22 protein-coding genes are annotated in these 24440 nt (G+C 62.6%); 10 read left to right on the top strand and 12 right to left on the bottom strand.

All coding sequences use genetic code 11. The features are described from left to right. Positions 1-11: 11 nt before the first annotated feature. The 4 genes from EN807_RS16095 to EN807_RS16080 form a co-directional block, all read right to left on the bottom strand. Entirely contained in the window at positions 12-791 is a 780-nt protein-coding gene (locus EN807_RS16095) for a transglycosylase SLT domain-containing protein (protein ID WP_135935645.1), read from the bottom strand. A gap of 183 nt (positions 792-974) precedes the next feature. Then, on the bottom strand, positions 975-1736 hold the full coding sequence (locus tag EN807_RS16090; RefSeq protein WP_135935644.1) for an N-acetylmuramoyl-L-alanine amidase: 762 nt from the start codon (positions 1734-1736) through the stop codon (positions 975-977). Beyond that, on the bottom strand, positions 1733-2452 hold the full coding sequence (locus EN807_RS16085) for a DnaJ family molecular chaperone (RefSeq protein WP_127318893.1): 720 nt from the start codon (positions 2450-2452) through the stop codon (positions 1733-1735). Before EN807_RS16085 ends, EN807_RS16090 begins: the two co-directional genes overlap by 4 nt. A 293-nt stretch (positions 2453-2745) precedes the next feature. Then, a complete protein-coding gene (locus EN807_RS16080; RefSeq protein WP_127318891.1) occupies positions 2746-2943 on the bottom strand; it encodes a hypothetical protein in 198 nt (65 codons plus the stop codon). 200 nt (positions 2944-3143) lie between these two features. Between EN807_RS16080 and EN807_RS16075 the strand changes: the two genes are divergently transcribed. The 3 genes from EN807_RS16075 to EN807_RS16065 all read left to right on the top strand — a co-directional run bounded on the left by EN807_RS16075 (position 3144) and on the right by EN807_RS16065 (position 9158). Beyond that, positions 3144-7019 (top strand): hydantoinase B/oxoprolinase family protein, encoded by a 3876-nt coding sequence (locus EN807_RS16075; RefSeq protein ID WP_135935643.1) that lies wholly within the window; start codon positions 3144-3146, stop codon positions 7017-7019. Between the two features lie 157 nt (positions 7020-7176). Next, positions 7177-8475 (top strand): DUF3419 family protein, encoded by a 1299-nt coding sequence (locus EN807_RS16070; protein WP_135935642.1) that lies wholly within the window; start codon positions 7177-7179, stop codon positions 8473-8475. Next, positions 8472-9158, top strand: coding sequence for a class I SAM-dependent methyltransferase (locus tag EN807_RS16065; RefSeq protein WP_135935641.1), 687 nt, complete (start codon positions 8472-8474; stop codon positions 9156-9158). Before EN807_RS16070 ends, EN807_RS16065 begins: the two co-directional genes overlap by 4 nt. A 4-nt stretch (positions 9159-9162) precedes the next feature. Here the strand turns inward: EN807_RS16065 and EN807_RS16060 are convergent, their stop codons facing one another. Beyond that, complete coding sequence (locus tag EN807_RS16060; RefSeq protein ID WP_135935640.1) at positions 9163-10542, bottom strand: serine hydrolase; 1380 nt, start codon at positions 10540-10542, stop codon at positions 9163-9165. Between the two features lie 309 nt (positions 10543-10851). Here EN807_RS16060 and EN807_RS16055 point away from each other — a divergent pair, with 309 nt between their 5' ends. Then, positions 10852-11643 (top strand): GH25 family lysozyme, encoded by a 792-nt coding sequence (locus tag EN807_RS16055; RefSeq protein ID WP_135935639.1) that lies wholly within the window; start codon positions 10852-10854, stop codon positions 11641-11643. An 80-nt stretch (positions 11644-11723) separates the two neighbouring features. Next, positions 11724-12902, top strand: coding sequence for a lytic murein transglycosylase (locus tag EN807_RS16050; RefSeq protein WP_135935638.1), 1179 nt, complete (start codon positions 11724-11726; stop codon positions 12900-12902). Positions 12903-12908: 6 nt separating this feature from the next. Here EN807_RS16050 and EN807_RS16045 read toward each other — a convergent pair whose 3' ends face one another. Next, complete coding sequence (locus EN807_RS16045) at positions 12909-13802, bottom strand: LysR family transcriptional regulator (RefSeq protein WP_135935637.1); 894 nt, start codon at positions 13800-13802, stop codon at positions 12909-12911. A gap of 131 nt (positions 13803-13933) precedes the next feature. Between EN807_RS16045 and EN807_RS16040 the strand changes: the two genes are divergently transcribed. After that, positions 13934-14665, top strand: coding sequence for an SDR family oxidoreductase (locus tag EN807_RS16040; protein ID WP_135935636.1), 732 nt, complete (start codon positions 13934-13936; stop codon positions 14663-14665). Between the two features lie 12 nt (positions 14666-14677). Here the strand turns inward: EN807_RS16040 and EN807_RS16035 are convergent, their stop codons facing one another. Then, positions 14678-15898, bottom strand: a complete 1221-nt coding sequence (locus EN807_RS16035; RefSeq protein ID WP_135935635.1) for an alanine racemase — start codon at positions 15896-15898, stop codon at positions 14678-14680. A gap of 230 nt (positions 15899-16128) precedes the next feature. Between EN807_RS16035 and EN807_RS16030 the strand changes: the two genes are divergently transcribed. Then, positions 16129-17049, top strand: coding sequence for a DMT family transporter (locus tag EN807_RS16030; protein WP_135935634.1), 921 nt, complete (start codon positions 16129-16131; stop codon positions 17047-17049). 482 nt (positions 17050-17531) lie between these two features. On the opposite strand, the gene metF is transcribed toward EN807_RS16030, so the two are convergent. Both metF and EN807_RS16020 read right to left on the bottom strand, forming a co-directional pair. Then, the gene (gene metF, locus EN807_RS16025) at positions 17532-18449 is read right to left on the bottom strand and encodes a methylenetetrahydrofolate reductase [NAD(P)H] (protein ID WP_135935633.1); all 918 of its coding nucleotides are present in this window, start codon (positions 18447-18449) and stop codon (positions 17532-17534) included. After that, complete coding sequence (locus tag EN807_RS16020; protein ID WP_135935632.1) at positions 18449-19471, bottom strand: metalloregulator ArsR/SmtB family transcription factor; 1023 nt, start codon at positions 19469-19471, stop codon at positions 18449-18451. The genes metF and EN807_RS16020 overlap by 1 nt, the downstream gene beginning before the upstream one ends. Positions 19472-19612: 141 nt before the next feature. Here EN807_RS16020 and tsaA point away from each other — a divergent pair, with 141 nt between their 5' ends. From tsaA to EN807_RS16005, 3 genes are all read left to right on the top strand, one after another. After that, the gene (tsaA, locus tag EN807_RS16015) at positions 19613-20155 is read left to right on the top strand and encodes a tRNA (N6-threonylcarbamoyladenosine(37)-N6)-methyltransferase TrmO (protein WP_135935631.1); all 543 of its coding nucleotides are present in this window, start codon (positions 19613-19615) and stop codon (positions 20153-20155) included. Further along, positions 20152-20463: a DUF2293 domain-containing protein gene (locus EN807_RS16010; protein WP_065010335.1), complete on the top strand. Its 312-nt coding sequence runs from the start codon at positions 20152-20154 to the stop codon at positions 20461-20463. The genes tsaA and EN807_RS16010 overlap by 4 nt, the downstream gene beginning before the upstream one ends. Before the next feature lie 102 nt (positions 20464-20565). Continuing rightward, the gene (locus EN807_RS16005) at positions 20566-21525 is read left to right on the top strand and encodes a D-amino acid aminotransferase (protein WP_135935630.1); all 960 of its coding nucleotides are present in this window, start codon (positions 20566-20568) and stop codon (positions 21523-21525) included. An 11-nt stretch (positions 21526-21536) separates the two neighbouring features. On the opposite strand, the gene EN807_RS16000 is transcribed toward EN807_RS16005, so the two are convergent. From EN807_RS16000 to tam, 3 genes are all read right to left on the bottom strand, one after another. After that, complete coding sequence (locus EN807_RS16000; RefSeq protein ID WP_135935629.1) at positions 21537-22154, bottom strand: MOSC domain-containing protein; 618 nt, start codon at positions 22152-22154, stop codon at positions 21537-21539. Between the two features lie 143 nt (positions 22155-22297). Then, entirely contained in the window at positions 22298-23419 is a 1122-nt protein-coding gene (locus EN807_RS15995; protein WP_135935628.1) for a beta-ketoacyl-ACP synthase III, read from the bottom strand. Positions 23420-23624: 205 nt separating this feature from the next. After that, positions 23625-24395: a trans-aconitate 2-methyltransferase gene (gene tam, locus EN807_RS15990; RefSeq protein WP_135935627.1), complete on the bottom strand. Its 771-nt coding sequence runs from the start codon at positions 24393-24395 to the stop codon at positions 23625-23627. Positions 24396-24440: the final 45 nt, after the last annotated feature.

Genomic DNA, 24440 nt, shown 5'->3' with positions numbered 1-24440 from the left:
GTTCGGGCTTATTACGCCGGCGCTCCAAGCGCGGCCAACTGCACCTTGACCTTGCCGCAATAGGCCGCGGAAATCGGGTTCATCCGCTTGGCGCCATGGCCGGCATTGTATTTGAGGATCGTGCCGCAGGTCGTGCCTCCGCCGAGGTTCTGCGCCATGGCGAGATATTTCATGCCGTATTTGATGTTGGTCTCGGGATCGTAGAGGCCCTTGATCGAGCCGCTGTAACCCATCATCCGCGCCGTCGACGGCTTGATCTGCATCAGGCCGATCTCACCGGCGCTGCCGACCTGGTCCGGCCGGAAGTTGCTTTCGATCATGATGACGGCCTTGGCGAGCGAGACCGGCACACCATTGCTGGCGGCATGACGCTCGATAATCGCCGAATACTGGCCACTGCCGCCAGCGGTCGCCGCCTTCGGCGCCGCCGCCCGGCTTTGCCGGCCGATCGACGCCGTCGTCGCCTGGTCGATGCGGGTCCTGTTGCGCTTCACGTGCCGTTTGGAGACTGCATTTTTTGCGGAGGCTGGCTTGTTTACCTTTACCCCAGCTTTTTCCGCCTTTGCGGATGCTGGCTTTTTCACCTTTACCGCAGCAGCTTTTACCGCCTTTGCGGAGGCTGTCCTTTTTTCCTTTGCATCTTGGCCGGCTTTCGGCGTGGCGGTTTTATCGGACACGGTAATGAAACCCTGGTCGGCCCGCTGGCTCAGCGGCGCGCCATTGGCAGCACCGATGGCAAAAGTCATTACGCCGGCAGCAACAGCTGCCGTTAAAACGGTCAATTTCTGCATGGGATCCTGTTCTGTTTGAACCGCGCGAAGAACTTCACGCAGCTACGCTAATCAACATCGGAACATCTGGGGGCTGTAGGTCCGACAACTTGCACGGATCGCCTTTGACGGCCGAATTGGCGGCAAAAAAGGCGGGGCAAGTCACTTTGAGTGACAGGCTGTAACTTAATAGCTAACAAAAGACTACTTGGACGGAACTGCCCTCACGGAAGCAAGCAGCCTTTCCAGCGTGCGGATTGTCGATCCGTCGGCCACGCCATCTACTTTGCGTTGGCGGAAGTGCCGTTGAAAAGCCTCGACCACGATTTCCGTATGCCGGTCGAAATAGCCTGATATCTCCACGCCATAACCGTAGAGCGCCAGCATCGATTGCAACGCCTCGACCTCGGCATTCGCATCGCCGGCCTTCAGCACCGCGCCGCGCCTGAGGGGTGCCGCTTCGACGAGATGGCCGACACCGGCCTCGAACAGCGCTTTCCAAGGGAATTTCTCGCCGGGGTCGATCTTGCGTCCCGGCGCCACGTCGGAATGGGCAAGCACCCGTTGGGCTGGAATCGAATGGCGCTGAACAATTCCCTTGCACAGGCCGATGACGGCATCGATCTGCGGTTTCGGAAAACTCCGATAGCCCAGCGAATGCCCCGGATTGACGATCTCGATGCCGAGCGAACAGGAGTTGATGTCGCTGCGTCCGAACCAGGAACTCTTGCCGGCATGCCAGGCACGATCGCTTTCCCTGACCATTTGGACGATGCGGCCGTCCTCATGGACGAGATAATGCGACGAAACCTCGCTGGCCGGATCGCACAGCCATGCTTCGGCGCCGGCGCCAGTCTCCATCCCGGTGTAGTGCAGCACGATCATGTCGGGCTTCTCGCGTCGTGGACCGAAATTCGGCGATACCCTTACCTCGGCGCTCGGCTCGTCGGGCGGGAAGCCGCTCATGCGTGCCGCAGGCCTCGTTCGATCATCTCATAGGCCGCGTTGATCGCCGCTATCCTGCTCGTTGCGATCTTGATGAATTCCTGCGGCAGCCCGCGTGCGATCAGCCGGTCGGGATGGTTGTCCGAAACCAGCTTGCGATAACGCTTCCTGACCTCCTCGAACGTTTTTCCCCTGTCGATGCCAAGCACGACATAGGGATCGGCCGCACCCAGGTCGACGTGCCGGGCCAGAATGCTCTGGTAATGCGCCTCCTCGATCCGGAAGATCTCGGCAATACGATGCAGGAACTGGCCTTCGCGCTCGTGGACCAGCCCGTCGGCCTTGGCGATGTGGAACAGCCCGTCGAGAATGTCCTCCAGCATCTTGCAGTTCGAATGACCGGAGCCGCAAAGCTGCGCCATGCGCGCGGCATAGGTCTCGAATCCGGCAATGTCGCGCTTGGCAAGATCGTAGAGCCGCGCCACATTGCGCGTCTGTTCCTTCGGCACTTCGAATATCTGCTGGAAGGCGCGCACCTCGTCCTGCGTGACGATGCCGTCGGCCTTGGCCATCTTGGCCGACAGTGCGATCATCGCTACCGAGAAGGCGACGCGCCGGCGCAGATCCGGATCGCCGGAGAAAACCGTGCGAACAGCCTCGACCACGTCGGCGACGCCGGACGAGGTTGAGGACGAAACGCGCGTGATGAAGTCGCCAAGGCGATCCCAAATCGACATGGGCACCTATTAGGGCTAACTGGCCACCGCTATCAAGCGAAGACAATGCCGCAGGGCCGGCCCAGCCGATTTCGCGGCCGCCTGACCAGTTGGCGCAACCGTCTATCATGGAAAATCAGCAGGCAGCGGCGGCCACAGCGCGCGAAACTGCCAGCCTTCGTCGCCTTGCCATTCGGCCCCTTCTGCTGGGCGAAAAAGTACCGGGCGAAACTGGGCTTGCGGCGGCCGAAAGGAGCGCGTCCTGAAGTCAGAAGGCCGGCATGATGCCGGCCTTCCGTTCATTCACATGAGAATTACTGCGCCGGCGCAGGCTGTGCCGGAGCCGGCTCGGCCGGCTTCGTCGCGTCAGGAGCCGGCTGCATCGGCTGTTCATTCGCCGGCGGATTGGTGCTCTGCGTCGTTGTGGCGTCCCCGCCCGTGCCGCTGTCGCTGCAAGCCGCAACGCCAAGCAGGGCAAGCACCGAAACCGACGCAAGAATGAGTTTCTTCATGACATCTCTCCTCTAATCACGCCCCCGCTACCGGGTGACGATCGAGGACAGAATGCATCAGGCGCTTATGAGTTTCATAACGTTGCGTTTCGGCATGTAACATCATCTGCTCTTGCCGTTGCCGGCGAAGCCGTGGCGAACTAACACCAAGCCATGGCGAATTAACATATTGAATCAATAAAGTGCCTGGGAGAGCTGCCGTGACCGCCAAATGGGATTTCTGGATCGACCGCGGCGGCACCTTCACCGATGTCATCGGCCGTGATCCGGAAGGCGGGCTGCACCCGCGCAAGCTGCTTTCCGAGAATCCTGAAGCTTATGCCGACGCCGCCATCCAGGGCATTCGCGATCTGCTCGGATTAAAATCCGGCGCGCCGATCCCGTCCGGCCTGATCGGCGACATCAAGATGGGCACTACCGTTGCCACCAACGCGCTTCTGGAGCGCAAGGGCGACCGCGTGCTGCTGCTCATCACCAGGGGATTTCGCGACGCGCTGAGGATCGCCTACCAGGCACGGCCCGACATCTTCGCCAAGGAGATCATTCTTCCCGAGCAGCTCTACGAGCGCGTCATCGAGGTCGATGAGCGCGCGCGCGCCGACGGCTGCGTCGAACGGCTGCTCGACATCGCCGCCTTGCGCCCAGCCATCGAACAGGCCAAGGCCGACGGCATCGACGCCGTGGCGATCGTCTTCATGCATGCCTGGAAATATCCCGACCACGAAAAGGCCGTTGCAAAAGTCTGCAGAAGTCTTGGTTTTCGCCAAGTCTCGGTCAGCCACGAGGTCTCGCCGCTTATCAAGCTGGTCGGCCGCGGCGACACTACCGTGGTCGACGCCTATCTGTCGCCGATACTGTCGCGCTATGTGCAGAGGGTGGCGGAAGAGCTAGGCGTTTTCTCCCCCCTCGAGGGGGAGATGGCCGCGAAGCGGCCAGAGGGGGTCGCCCAAGGCAGCGCGAGGCCTCGAGGAATGTCGAGCACTGCCGCAACGGCCCCACCCGGCGGCTTCGCCGCCACCCTCCCCTCGAGGGGGAGGGAATCCCCCCGCCTCATGTTCATGATGTCGTCGGGCGGTCTCACCGCCGCCGATATGTTCCAGGGCAAGGACGCGTTGCTGTCCGGTCCGGCCGGCGGCGTCGTCGGCATGGTCGAGACGGCGAAACTCGCTGGTTTCGACAAGGTTATCGGCTTCGACATGGGCGGCACCTCAACCGACGTCGCCCATTATGACGGCGACTATGAGCGCGCCTTCGACACCGAGGTTGCCGGCGTGCGCATCCGTGCGCCGATGATGCGCATCCATACTGTCGCCGCCGGCGGCGGCTCGATCCTGCATTACGAGGCCGGCCGCTTCCGCGCCGGGCCAGATTCGGCCGGCGCCAATCCCGGCCCGGCCGCCTACCGGCGCAGCGGTCCGCTGGCCGTCACCGACGCCAACGTCATGCTGGGCAAGCTGCAGCCCGACTTCTTCCCGGCCATTTTTGGACCCAGCCAGAACGAGCCGCTCGACGTGCAAACCGTGCGCGAGAAATTCGCAGCACTCGCCGCCGAAATCGGCGACGGCCGCACGCCGGAGGCGGTGGCCGAAGGGTTCGTCACCATCGCCGTCGAAAACATGGCCAACGCGATCAAGAAGATTTCCGTGCAGCGCGGCTACGACGTCACCGAATATCTCTTGAACTGTTTTGGTGGCGCCGGCGGCCAGCACGCCTGCCTTGTTGCCGACGCACTCGGCATGGAAGCGGTGCTGATCCATCCCTTCTCCGGCCTGCTGTCGGCATACGGCATTGGATTGTCCTCGATTTTTTCGTCGCGCCAGCAGGCGCTGCTGAAACCACTGGCGGAAGACTCCAAGCCGGCGATCGACGAGCTTATCGCGACATTGCGCAAAGCCGTCATCGACGAGCTCGCCGCACAAGGCATCGCCGAGGACGCCGTCGCCTCGAAACCGGTGCTGCAGATCCGCTATGACGGCACCGACACGGCGCTGCCGGTGAATTTCGAGCACGGCTCGATCGCACGGGCCAAGGGCGAATTCGAAGCCGCCCACAAGGCGCAGTTCGGTTTCGTCTATGACGACAGGCCGATGATCGTGGAATCGGTCGGCGTCGAAGGCATGGACACCGGCGGCACCAGCCGCGAGGAAAGTGAGTCAGTCCTTGAGGACATGGCGGCAAACCCTTCGGAGCGTCGGCAAATCTTCGCCGACGGCACCTGGCGCGACGCCGGCATCTTCCGCCGCGAGGCGCTCAAACCGGGGCACAGGATTGCCGGCCCTGCCCTGATCATCGAACCGAACCAGACCATCGTGGTCGAACCGGGGTGGCAGGCCGAAATCACCGCCAATAACCACGTGCTCTTGCGCCGCATCGAAAAAAAGCGCCGGCAGGCGGCGCTCGGTACCGAGGCCGATCCGGTCATGCTGGAGGTGTTCAACAACCTGTTCATGTCGATCGCCGAACAGATGGGCGTGACGCTGCAAAACACCGCCTATTCGGTCAACATCAAGGAACGGCTGGATTTCTCCTGCGCCGTCTTCGACCGCAATGGCGCGCTGGTCGCCAATGCGCCGCATATGCCGGTGCATCTCGGCTCCATGGACCGTTCGGTGGAAACCATCATCCGGCTCAACTCGGGCGACATTCACCCCGGCGACGTATTTGCATTGAATGCCCCTTATAATGGCGGCACGCACCTGCCTGATATCACCGTGGTGACGCCGGTCTTCTCCCTCCCCCTTGAGCGGAGGGTGGCCGCGGAGCGGCCGAGTGGGGACGCTGCGGCAGTGCTCGACGTTCCGGCGGTGTCTTCTGAGGAGACCCCTTCCGCCGCCTCCGGCGGCATCTCCCCCTCAAGGGGGGAGGAGATCCTCTTCTACGTCGCTTCACGCGGTCATCATGCCGACATCGGCGGCACGGCGCCCGGCTCAATGACGCCGCTCGCCACCACGGTCGACGAGGAAGGCGTGCTGTTCGACAATTTCCACATCGTCGACCGCGGCCGGTTCCGCGAGAAGGAACTGGAGACGCTGCTCACGGACCACCCCTACCCGGCACGCAATCCGCACCAGAACGTCGCAGACCTCAAGGCGCAGATTGCCGCCAACGAAAAGGGCGTTGCCGAACTGCGCAAAATGGTCGCGCATTTCGGCCTTGGTGTGGTCGAAGCCTATATGGGTCATGTCCAGGACAACGCCGCCGAAAGCGTGCGCCGCGTGCTGGAGCGGCTGCCCGACAGTTTCGTATACGAGTATCCGACCGACACCGGCCAAGTCATTAAGGTGAAGATCTCGGTCGACCGGAAAAAGCGTGAGGCGACTGTCGACTTCACCGGTACCTCGCCGGTCATGAAGAACAATTTCAACGCCCCCGAGCCGGTCGCCCGCGCAGCCGTGCTCTATGTCTTCCGCGTCATGGTTGAGGACATGATCCCGATGAATGCCGGCTGTCTGAGACCCATCAACATCATCATTCCCGATGGCTCGATGCTGAAACCGGCCTATCCGGCGGCGGTCGTCGCCGGCAATGTCGAGACCTCCCAGCATGTCACGAATGCGCTGTTCGGCGCCATGGGCGCGATGGCCAACGCGCAAGGCACGATGAACAATCTCACCTTCGGCAACCAGCAGTACCAGTATTACGAGACGATCTGCTCCGGCTCGCCGGCAGGCCGGATGAACTCAGGCCGCGGCTTTGCCGGCACCTCCGGCGTCCACACCCACATGACCAATTCGCGCCTGACCGATCCGGAAGTGCTGGAATTGCGCTTTCCCGTCCTGCTTGAGGATTTCCACATCCGTGAAGGCTCCGGCGGCAAAGGCAAATGGAGTGCCGGCGACGGCACCAAGCGCACCATCCGTTTCCTCGAAAGGATGGAATGCGCCATCCTGTCCTCGCACCGCGATCGCCCGCCGCTAGGCCTGGATGGCGGCGGCGATGGCGAGGCCGGCTCGACCACGGTCCGCCGCAAGGATGGCCGCGTCGAAATCCTGAAGGCGTGCGACCAGACGGTGCTGGAGGCCGGTGAAGCCGTCATTGTGTCGACACCGACGCCAGGCGGATTTGGCCGCTCCTAGAGGAGGCATCCAGAATTCGCTCCGGCGAGTCAGGTGGGGTGGTTTTCAAGAACCGAAGCGGAGCGGACATTTGGGTCCGTGAGCATCGGAAGCGCAGAAAACCGCATCAGATGGCCGCCGGAGAATTATAGATGCCTCCGACTGTCACCGGCCTGTCATGACCCTGCGCTACCCGCTTGCGGCAAAGCAAATGGGGAATCGCCTTGTCATGACGGATCTTTCCGGAGAACTGGTTTTTCGCCGCGGCAAGGAAGTTGGCAAAGCCGTTTATCAGAACCGCCCGCTGTCGAAGGCCGGCCTCTCCGAACGGCTCTTCGCCTTACTGTTTTCCGGCCTCGTCTATCCGCAGATCTGGGAAGACCCCGATGTCGACATCGACGCGATGCAGCTTGGCCAGGGCCACAGCATTGTCACTATCGCCTCGGGTGGCTGCAACATCCTCGCCTATCTCACCCGGTCGCCCGAAAGGATCGACGCCGTCGATCTCAACGCTGCCCACATCGCGCTGAACCGGATGAAGCTCGAAGCGGTGCGCCATCTGCCGTCCCAGGGTGACTTGTTCCGTTTCTTCGGCGCTGCCGAGACCCGTCACAATTCGCAAGCCTACGACCGCTTCATCGCGCCGCATCTCGACCCGGTCAGCCGCCATTACTGGGAACATCGCAACTGGCTCCGCCGTCGCCGCATCGCCGTCTTCGACCGCAATTTCTACCAGACGGGGCTGCTCGGGCTGTTTATCGCCATGGGTCACCGCACCGCCAAATTCTTCGGTGTCGATCCGGCCGGCATCATGCAAGCCAAAAGCCTCGCCGACCAGCGCCGCTTCTTCGACGAGGAACTGGCGCCGGTCTTCGAAAAGCCGTTGCTGAAATGGGCCACCTCGCGAAAAGCCTCGCTGTTCGGCCTCGGCATTCCGCCGGCCCAGTACGATTCGCTGATCACCTCGGGCGACGGCACCATGGCCAGCGTGCTGAAGGCCCGGCTGGAAAAGCTTGCCTGCGATTTTCCGCTACAGAACAACTATTTCGCCTGGCAGGCTTTTGCCCGCCGCTATCCCAATCCCGGCGAGGCGGCGCTGCCCGCCTATCTCGAAAAGCGCAACTACGACACGATCCGCAACAATGTCGACCGCGTCGCCATCCACCATGCCAATCTGATCGAATTCCTCGCCGGCAAGGATGCCGGTTCGGTCGACCGCTTCGTCCTGCTCGACGCGCAGGACTGGATGACCGACGACCAGCTCAATGCGCTGTGGGCCGAGATTACCCGGACAGCATCCACTGATGCCCGCGTCATCTTCCGCACCGCGGCCGAACCCAGCCTGTTGCCCGGCCGGGTCTCGAATTCGCTGCTCGACCAGTGGAATTATGCGGACGAGGCGTCGCGCGAATTCTCGGCCCGCGACCGGTCGGCCATCTATGGCGGCTTCCATCTCTATGTGAAGCAGGCCGCATGAGCACGACCGAATTGCCGGCCAGGCACGCCGAACCGCCGGCCAGGCACGCCGAACTGATGGACGGCGTTTACCGCTGGCAGCGCCACATCTACGACCTGACCCGCAAATATTACCTGCTCGGCCGCGACCGGCTGATCGCAGGGCTGGATGTGCCCGCTGGCGGCACCGTACTCGAACTCGGCTGCGGCACTGGCCGCAACATCGTCCTCGCCGCCCGCCGCTATCCCGACGCCCGCTTCTTTGGTCTCGATATTTCAGCCGAAATGCTGGAAACGGCCACGGCTGCCATTGCCCGCGAAGGCCTGTCCGGCCGCGTCAAGCTGGCGCGCGGCGACGCCACTGATTTCGACGCGACGGCCCTGTTTGCCATCGAAAGTTTCGACCGCATCTTTGTCTCGTATTCGCTGTCGATGATTCCCGGCTGGGAGAAGACCGTATCCGCGGCACTTGCAGCCCTGCCACCCGGCGGCTCGCTGCACGTCGTCGATTTCGGCCAACAGGAGGCCCTGCCCCGCTGGTTTCGCACGCTGTTGCGCGGCTGGCTGAGAAAATTCCATGTCGAGCCTCGTGAGGCCCTGCGCGCGGTTCTGGCATCGGAATCCGAGCGGATTGGCGCATGCCTTCAGTTCAGAACACTGTATCGTGGCTATGCGTGGCTCGCTGTCGTCGGACCGCGCAAATAGCTTTCTAGTGCAGCGCCGTCACCAGCGCTGCCAGCATGATCTGCGGCCGGTAGCCGAGCTTGGCCGGCGTCAGCCCGAGCCGCACAACCACTAGCTGCTCCGAGGGGATGATGGCGACCGTTTGCCCGTCATGCCCCTCCATCCAGTACGTGTCCTGCGGCAGGCCCGCAGCGATGCCGGCGCCGGGGCTCTGCTCGTCGCCCGGCCCCTCGATCCACAACTGGCCCCTGCCGTAGACTTTCGAGGCCGGTGCGGCTTCCCGCATCCAGGCGACGAAGCCGCCAGGCAGGAGCTGCTGGCCGTTCCATACACCATCCTGCAGCAGGAACTGGCCGAAGCGCGCCCAGTCGCGCGCTGTGGCGTAGAGATAGGACGAGCCGACGAAGGTGCCGTACTCGTCGGCCTCCAGCACCGCGCTCTTCATGCCCAGCGGGTCGAACAGCGCAACCCTCGGCCACGCCAGCGCCTTGTTCTTGTCGCCGATCGCATCCTGCCAGAGCCGCGACAGCATCACTGCCGTGCCGCTCGAATAGGAAAACATTTTGCCTACCTCGCCGGTCAGCGACTTGGATCCGGCAAAGCCCGCCATATCAGGCTCGAGGTAGAGCATCCGCGTCACGTCGGTGACGTCGCCATAATCCTCGTTGAACTCCAGCCCACTCGACATCGCCATCATGTCGGCGAGACTGATGGCGGCGCGGCCGTCCGCCTTCCAGGGTCCGAACAGGCCCTGGTTCGTCATCACCATCTTACCGTCCTTCATCACCGTGCCGACGATCGCGGCATTTACCGTCTTGGTCATCGACCAGCCAAGCAGCGGCGTCTTTTCGGTAAAGCCGTCGCCATAACGCTCAGCGATGATGCGGCCGTTCTTGACTACTACCACCGCCCGCATACCGGCGCCGGTCATTGCAGGGTCGTCGAGGATTTTCGCTATTTCGGGGTTCTGCGAGGCATCGACCTTGTCGCCGCCCGGCCAGAGTGCATCGAGCGGCGGCGCCGGTGTCAGCGCCGGCCCGGCGACTGCTTTGGCCGCGGCAATGTCGCCATCCGGAACCGAAGCACAGCCGAGCCCGTCACGAACGACCGCGACGCTTTTGCCGAACACGCCGAACAGCCCGGCCGAGACAGTGCCCTGCTCCTTGTCGACGGAGACCCTCATCAGCCGCAGCAGCGGATGGCCCGGCGCCTGCACGTCGACGGCGAGCACCGTGTCGGCATCGCGTCCGGTGATAAAGACATTCGAGCAGACGATCTTGGCCGTATAACCCGAGCCGACGCGGATCAGTTCCGGCGGCGCGATGTAAAGCCAGGCGGCGAGTGCTGCGACCGCCAGCACGGCCAGCCCGAGCAGCCATTTCACCAGCCTCAGAACAATCTGCATTTTTCCGACTCCCCCCGGACGCTCATTTATGCCATCGATTTGCCGCCATTGCTTCGGCAAAATCGCGGTTCCTGTCGAGCGCCGTCAACGGAATATCAACCATGATCGGCGATCACTGATGCGTGCCGCCCAAAAGTGCGCAGCGGTTTTGGGATACCGACATGCATAAAAAACAAGATTAAAGCGCGTCGAAGGGCGCGCTTTAATATGGGAGCGGTCCTGTGGGGCGATCGCTTGGGGGTACGGTCGAGGGGCCCACCTGCAGCAACAACCCATCAGCGGCCGGCTGAAACCGGTTCAGGAGTAGCGATGCGCCGTTTCGCGGCTTTCATCATGCTGACGCTGCTGGGCGCCTGCTCGACCGTCGACGATCTTGCGCCGTCGCTGCCGAGCGCCCCGACCGTTACGGTGCGCGCACCCCGTTTTGACGACTCCGACCCCCATAAGTGGGAAAGCGGGGCGCCGTGGAGCTATGCCGTTCACGGCACCGACGTCTCGAAATACCAGACCTCGGTCGATTGGCCGGCGGCCAGGGCCAGCGGCATTTCCTTCGTTTTCATCAAGGCGACGGAAGGCGGCGATCGCTTCGACGAGTATTTCAACGAGCATTGGAGCCGCACGAAAGCCTCAGGAATCCCCCGCGCGGCCTATCATTTCTACTATTTTTGCACGCCGGCCGCCACGCAGGCGCGCTGGTTCATCCAGAACGTGCCTAGAGACCGGTCCGCAATGCCGCCGGTTCTCGACATGGAATGGAACCCGCAATCGCCGACCTGCAAGCTGCGGCCCGATGCGGCCACGGTGCGCAGCGAGATGAGCACATTCCTCGAAATCATCGAAAAACACTATGGCAAGAAGCCGATCATCTACACCTCGATCGATTTCTTCGACGACAACGGCCTATCGGCCTTCCGTGGCTATCCCTACTGGCTGCGTTCGGTGGCCGGCCACCCGCGCAAGAGATACGGCAGCCACCCGTTCACCTTCTGGCAGTACACCGGAACCGGTATTGTGCCGGGCATCCCCGGCAAGGCCGATATCAACGTGTTCAACGGCAACGAAGCCGCCTGGAACAAGTGGCTGCGGCAGAACACCCGTTGACAGCGGGCCTGCCGCCTGCTTTTCGACACAGCCAAATGAAGGATGCTTGCAACCGCTGGTGATCTTCTTGGGGGATGGCGATGCGATTGCACTTGGAAATTCTCGCGGCGCTGCTTCTGGCCGCTACGGCGGCGCCGGCGGTGGCACAGCAATGCGGCGGCGATTTCGAGGCATGGAAGCAGGGTGTAGCGGCGGAGGCCAGGAACGCCGGGGTCGGCACTGCCGGCCTTGAGGCGCTGGAAAAGGCCACCGCTGACAAGAAGGTGCTGGCGCGCGACCGCGCCCAGGGCGTCTTTACCCAGACCTTCATCGAATTCTCGAACCGGATGATTTCGGCATACCGGCTGAAGCAGGGCGCCGCCAATCTGAAAAAATACGCCGACGTCTTTGCCCGCGCTGATCAGGAATTCGGCGTCCAGCCGCCGATCATCGCCGCCTTCTGGGCGCTGGAAACCGATTTCGGCGCCGTGCAGGGCGATTTCCACACGCTGAACGCACTGGTCACGCTCTCGCATGACTGCCGCCGCCCGCAACTCTTTCGCCCGCAGATCACGCCGCTGCTGACCCTCATCGATCGCGGCGTCGTGCCGGCCGATGTCACCGGCGCCTGGGCGGGGGAAATCGGCCAGACACAGATGCTGCCGTCCGACTATCTCGGCCGCGGCGTCGACGGCGACGGCGACGGTCTGGTCGACCTGCGCAGCAGCGCGCCGGATGTGATCATGACCACGGCCAACAAGATCATGTCGCGCGGCTGGAAACGCGACCAGCCCTGGATCGAGGAAGTCCGCGTGCCCGAGGACATGCCATGGGACCAGACCGGCCGCACCAACAAGCTGCCGCTGACGCAGTGGGCTCAGTGGGGTGTCACCAACCCCAACGGCACGCCGCTTGTCGACAACGGCCTAAAGGCAGGCCTCGCGCTGCCCATGGGCCGCAAGGGGCCGGCCTTCCTCGTCTACGACAATTTCGACGTCTACCTCGAGTGGAACCAGTCCTTCACCTATGCGCTGACCGCGGCAAATCTCGCCGCGCGGCTGGCGGGTGCGCCGCAATTCGATCCGCGCAATCCCGAACCCGGCCTCAACGGCGACCAGATGCGGGCATTGCAGACAAAGCTCGAAGCCAAAGGCCATGACGTGGGAACGGTTGACGGCATCCTGGGCACCAACACCCGCGAGGCGATCCGCAAGGAGCAGATGCGGCTAGGCTTGCCGGTCGACGGCTGGCCGACACCGGAGTTGCTGGCGAAGCTTTAAAGCGGGTCATCGCCTGGCAAGCAGGAAGTCGATGAAGACACGCAAGGCCGGCGGAACTTGCCGAGAGCTCGTATGATATAAGTAAAACCCCGGAAATCGGGGTGACCAGGCTTCGAGAAAACGGATGAGCTTGCCGGCTTCGATCCACGGCCGAACCTGGTAATCCAGCATGTAAGCCACGCCGACCCCATCCAGGGCCGCCCTGATCATCAGCTCCGTGTCGTTGACCGTCAAACCGCCGTTGACGGCTATTTCCAAAGCGCGTTGGCCTCGCGCGAACTCCCATCGATAGATGTTGCCCCCGCCGGGCCACTGGAAATTGATGCATTGGTGATGATGCAGGTCCGCGGGATGGCGGGGTATGGGGTGGTCCTCGAGATAGCTGGGCGCCGCCACCGCGGCCATTTCCAACTCGTCGCTGAGTTTCACCGCCACCATGTCCTTATGCAGCCGCTCACCAAGCCTGATTCCGGCATCGAATCGCCCCTCGACAATATCGGTCAGCATGTCGTCGACGATTATGGTGAGGGCAATATCGGGATAGGCGCGGCGAAAATCGCCGAGGATCGGAGCGATGAAACGCATGGCGGCGATGCGTGGAACATTGATGCGCAGCGAACCTGCCGGTCGATCACGTGAGGCATGCACGTCAGCGACAGCACCTTCCAGTTCGCTGAAAGCCGGCGCGAGACGGGCAAACAGCGTTTCGCCTGCGACGGTCGGCGACACGCTGCGGGTTGTGCGATTGAGCAGCCGAACACCGACACGTTCTTCCAGCCCGCGTATCGTCTGGCTGAGCGCCGGCGGCGAAACCCTGAGCCTGGCTGCGGCCCGGATAAAGCTGCCTTCCTCGACGATCGCTGCAAACGCCTTCAGCTCGGAAAACTCGGTTCCTCGCATTATGCACCTCCAGCTTAACGAGTTACTTAGATAATAGCCTATTATTTGATCAATAGCATGCTCCTAGCTTTCGTCAGATGGAACCGTCGCTCTATTGAAGCGGCCGCAACACCAGTCGAAAGGAATGCTTCATGTATCACTCGCTTGAAGGCAAAACCGCGCTCGTGACGGGCAGTTCGCGCGGCATCGGACGCGCCATCGCCGAGGGGCTTGCTGCAAACGGCGCGATCGTCGTCGTCAACTATATCGGTAACGAGAAAGCCGCCCAGGAAGCCGTCGCTGCCATTGAGAAGAATGGCGGAAAAGCTGTTGCCATTCAGGCCGATATCTCCAGCATTTCCGATATCCGCCGGCTGTTCGATGAAACCGAAAAGCAGATGGGAGTAATTGACATCGTTGTCGCCAATGTCGGCGTCGCCGTCATAAAGCCGCTGGTCGAGGCCACCGAAGCCGACTTCGACCACGTCTTCGGCGCCAACGCCAGAGGCACCTTCTTCACGCTTCAGGAAGCGGCGCGCCGCGTGCGCGACGGTGGCCGCATCATCGCCGTCTCTACCGGTGGAACCAAGATGTTCTTCACGCAGACGGCCCTTTATCTCGGCAGCAAAGGAGCCGTCGAGCAATTCGTCCGCGTCCTCTCGCGCGAGCTCGGGCCACGCGGCGTCACCGTGAATGCGCTTTCGCCAGGCTTTACCGACACCGACCTTCTGCCCGAGCGAGATCGCGCGATCGCCGCCGGCATGTCGCCCTTCGGCAGGATCGGAGCGCCGCGCGATGTTGCCGATGTCGCGGTTTTCCTCGCCTCCGACCAGGCCCGCTGGCTGACCGGCGAGAACATCCAGGCCGGCGGCGGAGTGGCCTGACCTACAAATGGCCTAGTCCGCCATCGTCTCCAAGCTGGCAAATCCTTCCGGCGCATCGCCCTCGTCGAACGGCGTCGTCACCTCGACGAAGGTATCGGGATAGAAGCCGTTGAACCGTGTCCTCAGCGACAGCGAATAGGCGCCGATATGGCCGATCTCGATCCAGTCACCGGTATCGACCGTTTCCGGCAGCCAGAATGGCCGCGACAGGATGTCGACGGAATCGCAGGTCGCGCCGCAGACCTTGAACGGCACAATTGTCTTCTCCTCGCCATTGCGCGAACGGATCGCCGGGTCTGGGATGAAGCGCGCCGGCAGCGTGATCTTGCCGGTCCATGAATCCGACAGCGACGCCCAGATGCCGTCATTGATGTAGAGCCGCTTGCCCTTGCGCAGCAGCACGCGCACGATCAGCGACAGGCAGCGCGCCACGATCACCCGGCCCGGCTCCGCCACCAGCGGCATCTGGTCGAACTGGTATTCCTTCAAGTCGCCCGACAGCCGCGACATGATCTGGCCGAGCGACGGCATCTCGATCAGCTTGCGGTTGGGATCATGGCCATATTCGGCGGGAAAACCGCCACCGACATCGAGCCCGGCAATGTCGAAGCTGACGCGGTTGCGAACCCAGTCGGCCGAGGCCAGCGCCCGCTCATAGGTGTCGGGATCCTCGATCTGGCTGCCGACATGGAAGCACAGGCCGACCTTGTAGCCCGTCCGGTTCAGCCGTTCGGCCAGCTCGACCGCATTGGCCGGCCCAGCGCCGAATTTCTTCGACAGTTCGTAGGCGGCCGATCCCTTCGTCTGGATGCGCACGAACACGGTGATCGCACCCGGATCGATATCGAGCGCCCGCACCACGCGGGTCAGCTTGGTGATCTCGTCCTCATGGTCGAGCGAGATGACCCGGATGCCATATTTCTCCAGCGCCAGCTTGATGTCCGACTGTGCCTTGACCGGATGCATGTAGAGCATCTCGGCGTCGGGCGAGACCGCGCGCACGGCGGCGAATTCGCCGGGCGAGGCCACGTCAAAGGCATTGACGCCAGCCTCGGCCAGCGCGTTCAGCACGATCTGCTCGCCGTTGGTCTTGACCGCATAGGCGGTCTTGCCGGGAAACATGCCCATGAACTGCCTCGCGTCCGCCTTCAGCACCTGCGGGCGGAAGCAATAGATCGGATCGTCCGGGCGAAGCGCCAACGCCGCTTCGCGCGCATTTTCGAATCGCTGCATGGACGAATCCCTTGACCTAGACTGCGCACAATTAATCCAACCTATGCGGGAATGAAAACAATTCTGTGTCTCGCGGCCCAAACGCCACGGCGCTACGCCAGATGACAGGCCAGAGGACAGGAAAGCTAGCCTACCTATCTGGTTTCGGGTGGCCCTTGCCATTGAACAGGATATGGCCTGAACAGACGCCTGATTGGCTTGGCATTCAGAGCTATCTGGGAGGACAATCCATGGCGATCACAACCACGACTGCAATGCGCGGACCCATGGCCCTGAAAGACTGGGCACAGCTTCTGCTGCTCGGCGCGATCTGGGGTGGCTCGTTCTTCTTTGCCCGCATTGCGGTTGCCGAGATTCCGCCGCTGGTGCTGGTGCTGTTCCGCGTCGCCATCGCGGCGCTGGCGCTGCATCTCTATCTCGGCCTGCGCGGTCCGTCGTTCCGCCTCGCCTTGCCGCATGCCGGTCTGTTCTTCCTGCTGGCGCTCGTCAACAACGTCATTCCCTTCTCGCTGATCTTCGCCGGCCAGACTGAACTTGGCGCCGGTGTCGCCTCGGTGCTCAATTCGACGACGCCGTTCTGGACGTTGATCCTCGCCAACGCGCTGACATCAGACGAAAAACTCTCCTGGAACAAGCTTGCCGGGATCGCGCTCGGCATCGTCGGCACGGCGGTGATGATCGGTCCCGGCCTGCTTGCCGGGCTGGGCGGACCGGTCTGGGCGAAATTCGCGCTGGTCGGTGCGTCGCTGTCCTATGCGGTCGCCCTGATGATTGCCCGCCGCTTCAAGGGCGTGCCTTCACCGGTCATCGCCACGGGACAATTGACCGCCTCGACCATCATCATGATTCCGATCGTGCTGCTTAGCCACGGCACTGCCAACCTGTTTTCGGCCTCGCCGCCGGTGTGGACAGCGGTGTTGGCGCTGGCCCTGCTGTCCACCGCCTTCGCCTACATCCTCTATTTCAACCTCGTCGCCTCGGCCGGCGCCACCAACGCCTCGCTGGTCACGCTGATCGTGCCGGCCAGTGCCATCCTGCTCGGCTTTCTGTTCCTGGGCGAACGGCTCGAATTGTTCGAGCTCGGCGGCATGGCACTGATCGCGCTCGGCCTCGTCACCATCGACGGCCGCCTGTTCGGCCGCCAGCGTTAGAGCTTCGTATTGGAGGCGCAAACGAAGCTCTAACTCGTTGAATCTTCGCATCGACCCGAAAATCGATTCCGATTTTCGGCGGCGGCAGCGCTGCCATAATCCATCGCTGCCCCAGCTTCGTCACATTTTATGCACAGGTCCGAAGCGGGATTTTGCCGAAGAGTTTCAATGCCTAACGGCAAAGAGCCGGTCGTAAATTCCACAATGTCGTCGCATTGCAACATATTTTCCGCTTGCCTGTGGCACAAATGACCCTAGACTCTGGCCATAGCTCTTTAAGAGGAGGCTATGACATGGGACTCACGAGGCCAATCAACGCATTGATGATTTGTGCTGCGTTTGCATTCATCGGAGCCCTCATTATGGGCTTTCTTCCGTAGACCCGCCAAAGCAACGGAAGATCCGCACCGAATAGTCCAAGTCATTGAAAAGGCCGGGTTTTTACCCGGCCTTTTTTGCATTTCCATAGACTCGACCGAGACTTACGCCGCAGCAGACCCCGCAGCTTCAGCCTCATGCGAGCGGATGCCGATCATGTGGCAGACGGCGAAGACCAGATCGGCCCGGTTCATGGTGTAGAAATGGAAATCGCCGACGCCGCGCTCGACAAGGTCCAGCACCTGCTCGGCCGCCACCGCGGACGCCACCAGCGCATGCGTCTGCGGGTCCTTCTGCAGCCCGTCGAAGCGCTCGGCCAGCCATGCCGGCAACAGCGCGCCGCAGCGCGACGAGAAATTGGCGACCTGGGTGAAATTGTGGACCGGCAATATGCCCGGCACGATCGGGATGTAGATGCCGGCCCGCCGTGCCCGCTCGACATAGCGCTCGTAGAGGTCGTTGTCGAAGAAGAACTGGGTGATCGCCCGCGTCGCGCCATTGTCGACCTTGCGCTTCAGCATGTCGATGTCGGTGGCGAAATCCGGGCTCTCCGGATGCTTTTCCGGATAGGCGGAGACCGAGATGTCGAAATCGCCAACGCCTTTCAGCGCCCCCACCAGTTCGGCGCCATTGGCATAGCCGTCCGGATGCGGACGATAGGCTGCACCGACGCCCTCGGCCGGGTCGCCGCGCAAGGCGACGAAGCGAGTGACACCCATCTCGGCGAATTCCTGAATGACCTCATCGACCTCGTGACGCGCCGCATCGACGCACGTCATGTGCGCCGCCGGCGTCAGCGCCGTTTCGTTGAGGATGCGCTTGACCGTGCGTGCCGTGCGCTCGCGGGTCGAACCGCCGGCGCCATAGGTGACGGAGACGAATTTCGGCTTGAGCGGCTGCAGCCGGGTAACTGTGTCCCACAGCCGTGCTTCCATTTCATCGCTCTTCGGTGGGAAGAACTCGAACGAAACCCGGATCTTGTCGCCAATGTCAGGGCGGCGGGAAAAGCGGAACTGGTTCATCAGGCGGTTTCCCCTATCGGATAGGCATTGGCCGGTTGTGCGTGGTTGGAAGGATCGGCGATCAGCATGCGCTGGTCACGGCCGAGCCACAGTTTTACGGTGAGGCTGGCCTCGTTGCCGCCGCGCGGCTCGAATTCCTGGCTGTCCTCGAGGTCGAGCCCGGCATCGGAAAACCACTCGGTGATCTGCCGGTCGGAAAAGCCGAGCCGCACATGCGCGTGCGCGTCGCGCAGGAATTCCAGCGCGTGCGGAGCGAAATCGACGATCACCAGCCGGCCTGCCGGGCGCAGCAGCCTTGCTGCCTCGCGGATGGCGCGGGCGGGATCGTCGAGATAGTGCAGCACCTGGTGCATGGTGACGAGATCGAAGGCGTCGCGCTCGACCGGCGGCGCAAAAATGTCGCCCTGGCGCACCTGCGCATTCGAAACGCCGGCTTTGTCGAGATTGGCGCGCGCCACCGTCAGCATCTCGCGCGACATGTCGATGCCGATGCCGCGCCGGTAGAGCGGCGAAAAGATCTCGAGCAGCCGCCCAGTGCCGGTGCCGAGATCGAGCATCGACTGGAACGGCCGCTTGCCGACGAGCTTGAGCAGCGCCGCCTCCACCGCGCGGTCCGGCACATGCAGCGAGCGGATATGGTCCCAGCTCGCGGCGTTTATCGAGAAATATTCGGCGGCGCGATCCTGCCGCTTGCGCTTGACCGCCGCCAATCGCTCGAGGTCACGCTCGACCTGCGGATCGGCAGCCCGGATGCCGGAGACCAGCCTGAGCACGAAATCCCGCGCCGCATCCGAATCCGACAGCCGGAAGAAGGCCCATGAGCCCTCCTGGTAACGGCCGATCAGTCCCGCCTCCAGCAAAAGCTTCAGGTGGCGCGAGACGCGCGGCTGTGACTGGCCGAGGATTTCGGTGAGATCGGAAACGGTCAGGTCGCCGCGCGACAGCAACGCCAGGATGCGCAACCGGCTGGATTCGGCCGCCGCCTTCAATGTATCTACCATGGTATCGAGTGCGACATGCATGTGAGCATTCTCTTTGAAAAAGATATAAACATATGTTTATGTCGATTTTGATTGCCTTGCAAGCGCTATGTCGCTTCCGGACAAGAAAATGACGCATGCGTGGTGGATCGCGCAAAGCCGGAAGCATGATCGGGGACAACCATGTTCGAAACGCGCAACGGCGAAAAGCTTCTGGAAACCGATCCGGCTGTTATGCCGCCGGACGGCCATGTCGTCTTCATCGGCCGCATCGCCTCGCTCTGGACCACGCGGGAAACTTGCCCCAAGAACATGAAAGCCGCGCGGGAAACGGGACAGCCGGCGGTTCTCACGATCGACCAGCGCTATCGTAACGGCCTGCTCGGGCTGGAACGCGCCAGCCACGTCATCATCCTGTCCTGGCTGCACCACGCACCGCGGACCCTGATTGTTCAGAAACCCCGCCATGCGGCTGAACCGAAAGGCGTTTTTTCGTTGCGCTCCCCTGCCCGGCCGAACCCTGTCGGGTTGCATATCGCCAAGCTCGTCTCCCTCGACATCGACACGGGCCGTATCGATATCGATGCGATCGACGTGCTCGACGGCACGCCGGTCATCGACATCAAGCCTTATTTCGCTTCGACCGATGCCTTTGCCGAGGCGACCATGGCCGGGCGGGACGAGCCCCCCGGACGGGACGGGCCCCCGGGACAGAACGGGCAATGAGCGCGCCAACCGGCCGTCGCCGCGCCATCGCCAAGGCGCTGACAGCACTTTTGCCGTTGGCGCCCTATGCTGACATGGAAAAGATCCGCGCCGACGCCGGCGCGGTGCATATGAAGAGCTTGCCGCCGACGATCGCCGTGTGGCTGGCGACGACAGCTCATATCCGTCATGTGCACACCGACTACGAAAAACTGCTGGCCGAAGGCTACGACCGCGACTCGGCGCGTTTCTTCGTCATGGAACAGACCAACATCGTGCTGACCCGCTGGCGCGCCACGCGTCTGCTCGAGGATGACGATGAGGACTAACAACTTCTCTCGATGGCCCAGCGGCAAGCCCAGCCTGTGTCTTGTACTCTGCCGCTCTATCCCGCCATCTGATCGGCGAAAAACGATCCGACGGAGGACGTGATGAGCAAGCCGGCCGATCGGCACACTAAACCACTGCCCTCGCTCTCCGCCCATCACATAGACCCGCACTCCTATCCGGAAGGTGTTGCCTTCCTAGACGGGCAATACCTGCCGATGTCGCAAGCCAAGATCTCGGTGCTGGATTGGGGCTTCCTGCATTCCGACGCCACCTACGACACGGTGCATGTCTGGGACGGCCGCTTCTTCCGCCTAGATCTGCATCTCGATCGCTTCTTCGGCGGGCTGGAAAAGCTGCGCATGACAATCCCATTCGGGCGCGAGGGCGTGGCCGAAATCCTCCACAATTGCGTGGCGCTGTCGGGCTATCGCGCCGCTTATGTCGAGATGCTGTGCACGCGCGGGGCCTCGCCGACCTTCAGCCGCGACCCGCGCGAAGCAATCAACCGCTTCATGGCTTTCGCCGTTCGCTTCGGCTCGGTCGCCAATGCCGAGCAATTGCAGCGCGGCCTGCATGTGGCGATCAGCGACAAGGTGCGCATCCCACCGGCTTCGATCGACCCGGCGATCAAGAACTATCATTGGCTTGATCTGGTGCGAGGTCTCTACGACGCCTATGACCGCGGCGCCGAGACCGCGCTGGTCCTCGATTTCAACGGCAATGTCGCGGAAGGCCCCGGCTTCAACGTCTTTTGCGTGATTGACGGCAAACTGTCGACGCCTGCTGTCGGCGTGCTGCCCGGCATCACCCGTCGCACCGTCTTCGATCTCTGCGCGGAGGCAGGGCTTGCCGTCACAGCGGCCGATGTCAGCGTTGCTGCGCTGCGTCAGTCCGACGAGGTCTTCATCACCTCGACTGCCGGCGGCATCATGCCGGTGACAATGATTGACGGTGTTCCGGTCGCGGACGGCAAGGTCGGTGCGATTACCACACGCCTCATGGCGATCTATTGGCAAAAGCACGAAGACCAGGCCTGGTCCAGCTTGGTGCGCTATCCCTGACCCGAGGGTGGCTACGCGCGGTAAATCCACTGCTCGGGCACACGCACCGAAATCTCCTCGCCGGTCGTGATGCGGCCTGGTCTTTCGACCCAGGCGACGAGGCCGCGCAACCGCTTTGCCGCCTTCGGGAACAGCAAAGCGCCGCCCTCGCGGTCGGCCATTCCGGCATTTTCGGCGACCGATCGCCCGGCGATGCGGCAAGGCCCGTTCTGCGCGTCGACCTTGATGGTGACGCCGCCTTTGAAGAACAGCAGCGTGCCGGACGGCAGCATGGAGAGATGCGGCAGGCCTTCGATCAACAGATTGGCGCCGATCCACTCCGGCTTGATCTCGGCGATGCCCATCCGCTGGGCGACGATCGCCAGCTCGCCCGCCGCCACGATCGACAGCTGCCGCTCGTTGCGCATCTCGGTGCCGCGTGGATACCAGGGCTCGCGCCCGCCGGAGCGCCGCGTCGCGCCAGCGTGGAAATCGCCGTCGATGCCGTTGAAGCCGAGCCGCAATTCATCCACCGCGCGTGTCTCGAAATGATCTGATGGCGCGACGTAAAGCGCGGCCACCTGCGCGGCAAGCTTCCGCGCCGGGATGATTTCGACCGGGTTTTCGGTCTCGGGGAAGAGATGCAGCATAGGCTTCGCTCCGTGCGTGACGCGTGCAATTAGCCGCAGTGAGCTCATCAGGTCCAGTCTAAAGCACTGATGCTCCAATCAAGCAGACTGATGCGATTACAACCGGCGCCCGCTAATGCTGGTGCCGTTCGCGTCAAGACAAATCAGAGCATGCGCAATAGCGCCCCGCCAATCGAATAGCCGGCGCCGAAGGCGCAGAGCAGGCCATAGTCGCCGGCCTTCATGTCGGCGTGGTTCTCCGACAGGGCGACGATCGCGCCGGCGCCTGCGGTATTGCCGAGGCGCTCCAGCACCATCGGCGCACGGTCATGGCCGACCTCGTGGCCGAACGACAGCTTCAGGATCATGGCGTTCATCCGGGCATTGGCCTGATGCAGCCAGAAGCGCCGAATCGCTTGCGGCGTCAGCCCGTGCTCGGCCAGGAATTCGACGATGAACTTGTGCCCGGCGACGGTGACTTCCTTGAACACCTTGTTGCCGACCTGCTTGATCAGGTTGCCTTCCAGATTGATCATATAAGGATCCTCCTGGGCGGCGCGTGTGTAATAGCCGAGATTGGTGCGAATGTTGTTTGACATCTGCGTCCAGGTCCTCGTGTCGAGCACCTCGAAGCGTCCCGGCCGCTTGTCGCCCTGGGCAAGCCCCTCGACGATCATCGAGACAGAAGCATCGCCGAAGATGAAATGCGTCTGCCGGTCGCGGAAATTGAGATGGCCGGTGATGATCTCGGGCGTCGTGACCAGCACGCGCCTTTGTGCGCCGGCCCGCACCAGATTGACCGCAATGTGCAATGCCGCCGCCGCCGACGAGCAGCCAAGTCCCATATCGAAGCCGGCGCCCTTCGTGCCCATCGCCTGCTGGATCTCGATCGCGATCGACGGATAGGGCCGCTGGTGATGCGAGGCCGAGCAGATCACCAGGTCGATATCCCCAGGCTCCAGGCCGGCATGGTCGAGCGCTTTCCTGGCGGACGCGATGCCGAACTCAGCCTCCAGCGACAGCGCATCGTCAGGCCGCGCCGGAATGCGCGGCGCCATGCGGGTCGGGTCGAGAATGCCTTCCCGCTCGATCACATGGCGGGTCTGCACGCCCGAAGCATGGACGATGAAGGCACTGTCCGACTTCTGCAGCAGCGTCTCGCCCGAAGCCTCGCGGCGGACATTCTCCATGTCGACCCAGGCATTGAAGCTGTCGACCAGTTCTTCATTGGTGATCGAAGGCTCGGGGATTTCAACGCCGATGCCGCTGATGATGACGCGATGCATTTTTCAGTTCGTCCCCATGCGCAGCGTTGCGGCTTGATGTGGGCGCCGCGAAGGCTGGGCGCAACTGTTTTTCGTACCTGGTGGGTGTTTACGCCGGCTTAAATCAAATGCCTGAGGCAAAAGACAACGACCTTGCGCTGAAATGCGCATGGTGGTGAAACCGGGTCAAGCGCCGCCAGGCACTGCCTCTCGTGTGGCTCCGTTTCTAAGCGGATCGCCGCGCGACGATAAAAAGGCGCGGGAAACGCAGCAGCACCTTGCCGTTCGCCGTCTTCGGATAGGCCTCGGTTATCCCAGCGGTGTAGCGCGTGAGAAAAAACCGTCGCTCGGCCGCGTCGAGCGGATCGAGGAACGGCTTCAGCCCGGTCGACTTCAGCCACTCGACGATGGCTTCGGCACCGGCCAGCGGATGATTGTAGGCGGTGTGCCAGATGTCGAGCCGGTCGGAGAACGGAGACAAAAGATCGTAGTAGAACGACACCGGCGGCAGCGGCCCGCGCGCAGCACCCGCGAGCTTTTCGGCAAACGGCATTTCGGCCGCCGTGTCGCGCATCAGCCGGTGCGAGGGCTCGCTCATGTTGTCGGGCATCTGCACGGCAAGCGCGCCGCCCGGCGCCAAAAATCCCATCAGCCGCTGGAAAACAGCCGGATGTTCCGGCAGCCACTGGAACACCGCATTGGCAAAGATCACGTCGACCGGCTGTTCGGGCTGCCACGCCGTCGCATCCGCCGGCTCGAAGGTCACATCAGGCAAACGTGCCCTCGCCTTCTCGATCATGTCAGGCGAGGTGTCGAGACCGGTGACCTGCGCGCTCGGCCAGCGCTCGACCAGCAATTCCGTCGAATTGCCCGGCCCGCAGCCGATGTCGACCACCCGGCGCGGTGCCTCCACCGGCACCTGCGTGACCAGATCCCGCGCCGGACGCGTGCGCTCGTCCTCGAATTTCAGGTAGAGGGCGGCGGACCAGTCGGCCATTTCAGCTCCTCAGATCATTTGAGAATTCACCGCCCTAAAATAAGA

Origin of the sequence: Mesorhizobium sp. M5C.F.Ca.ET.164.01.1.1 (assembly GCF_004792125.1) — a bacterium.
GTDB classification, from domain to species: Bacteria; Pseudomonadota; Alphaproteobacteria; order Rhizobiales; family Rhizobiaceae; genus Mesorhizobium; species Mesorhizobium wenxiniae.
Note: the sequence above shows the minus strand (reverse complement) of the source record. Positions and strands in the feature narration are given on the sequence as shown.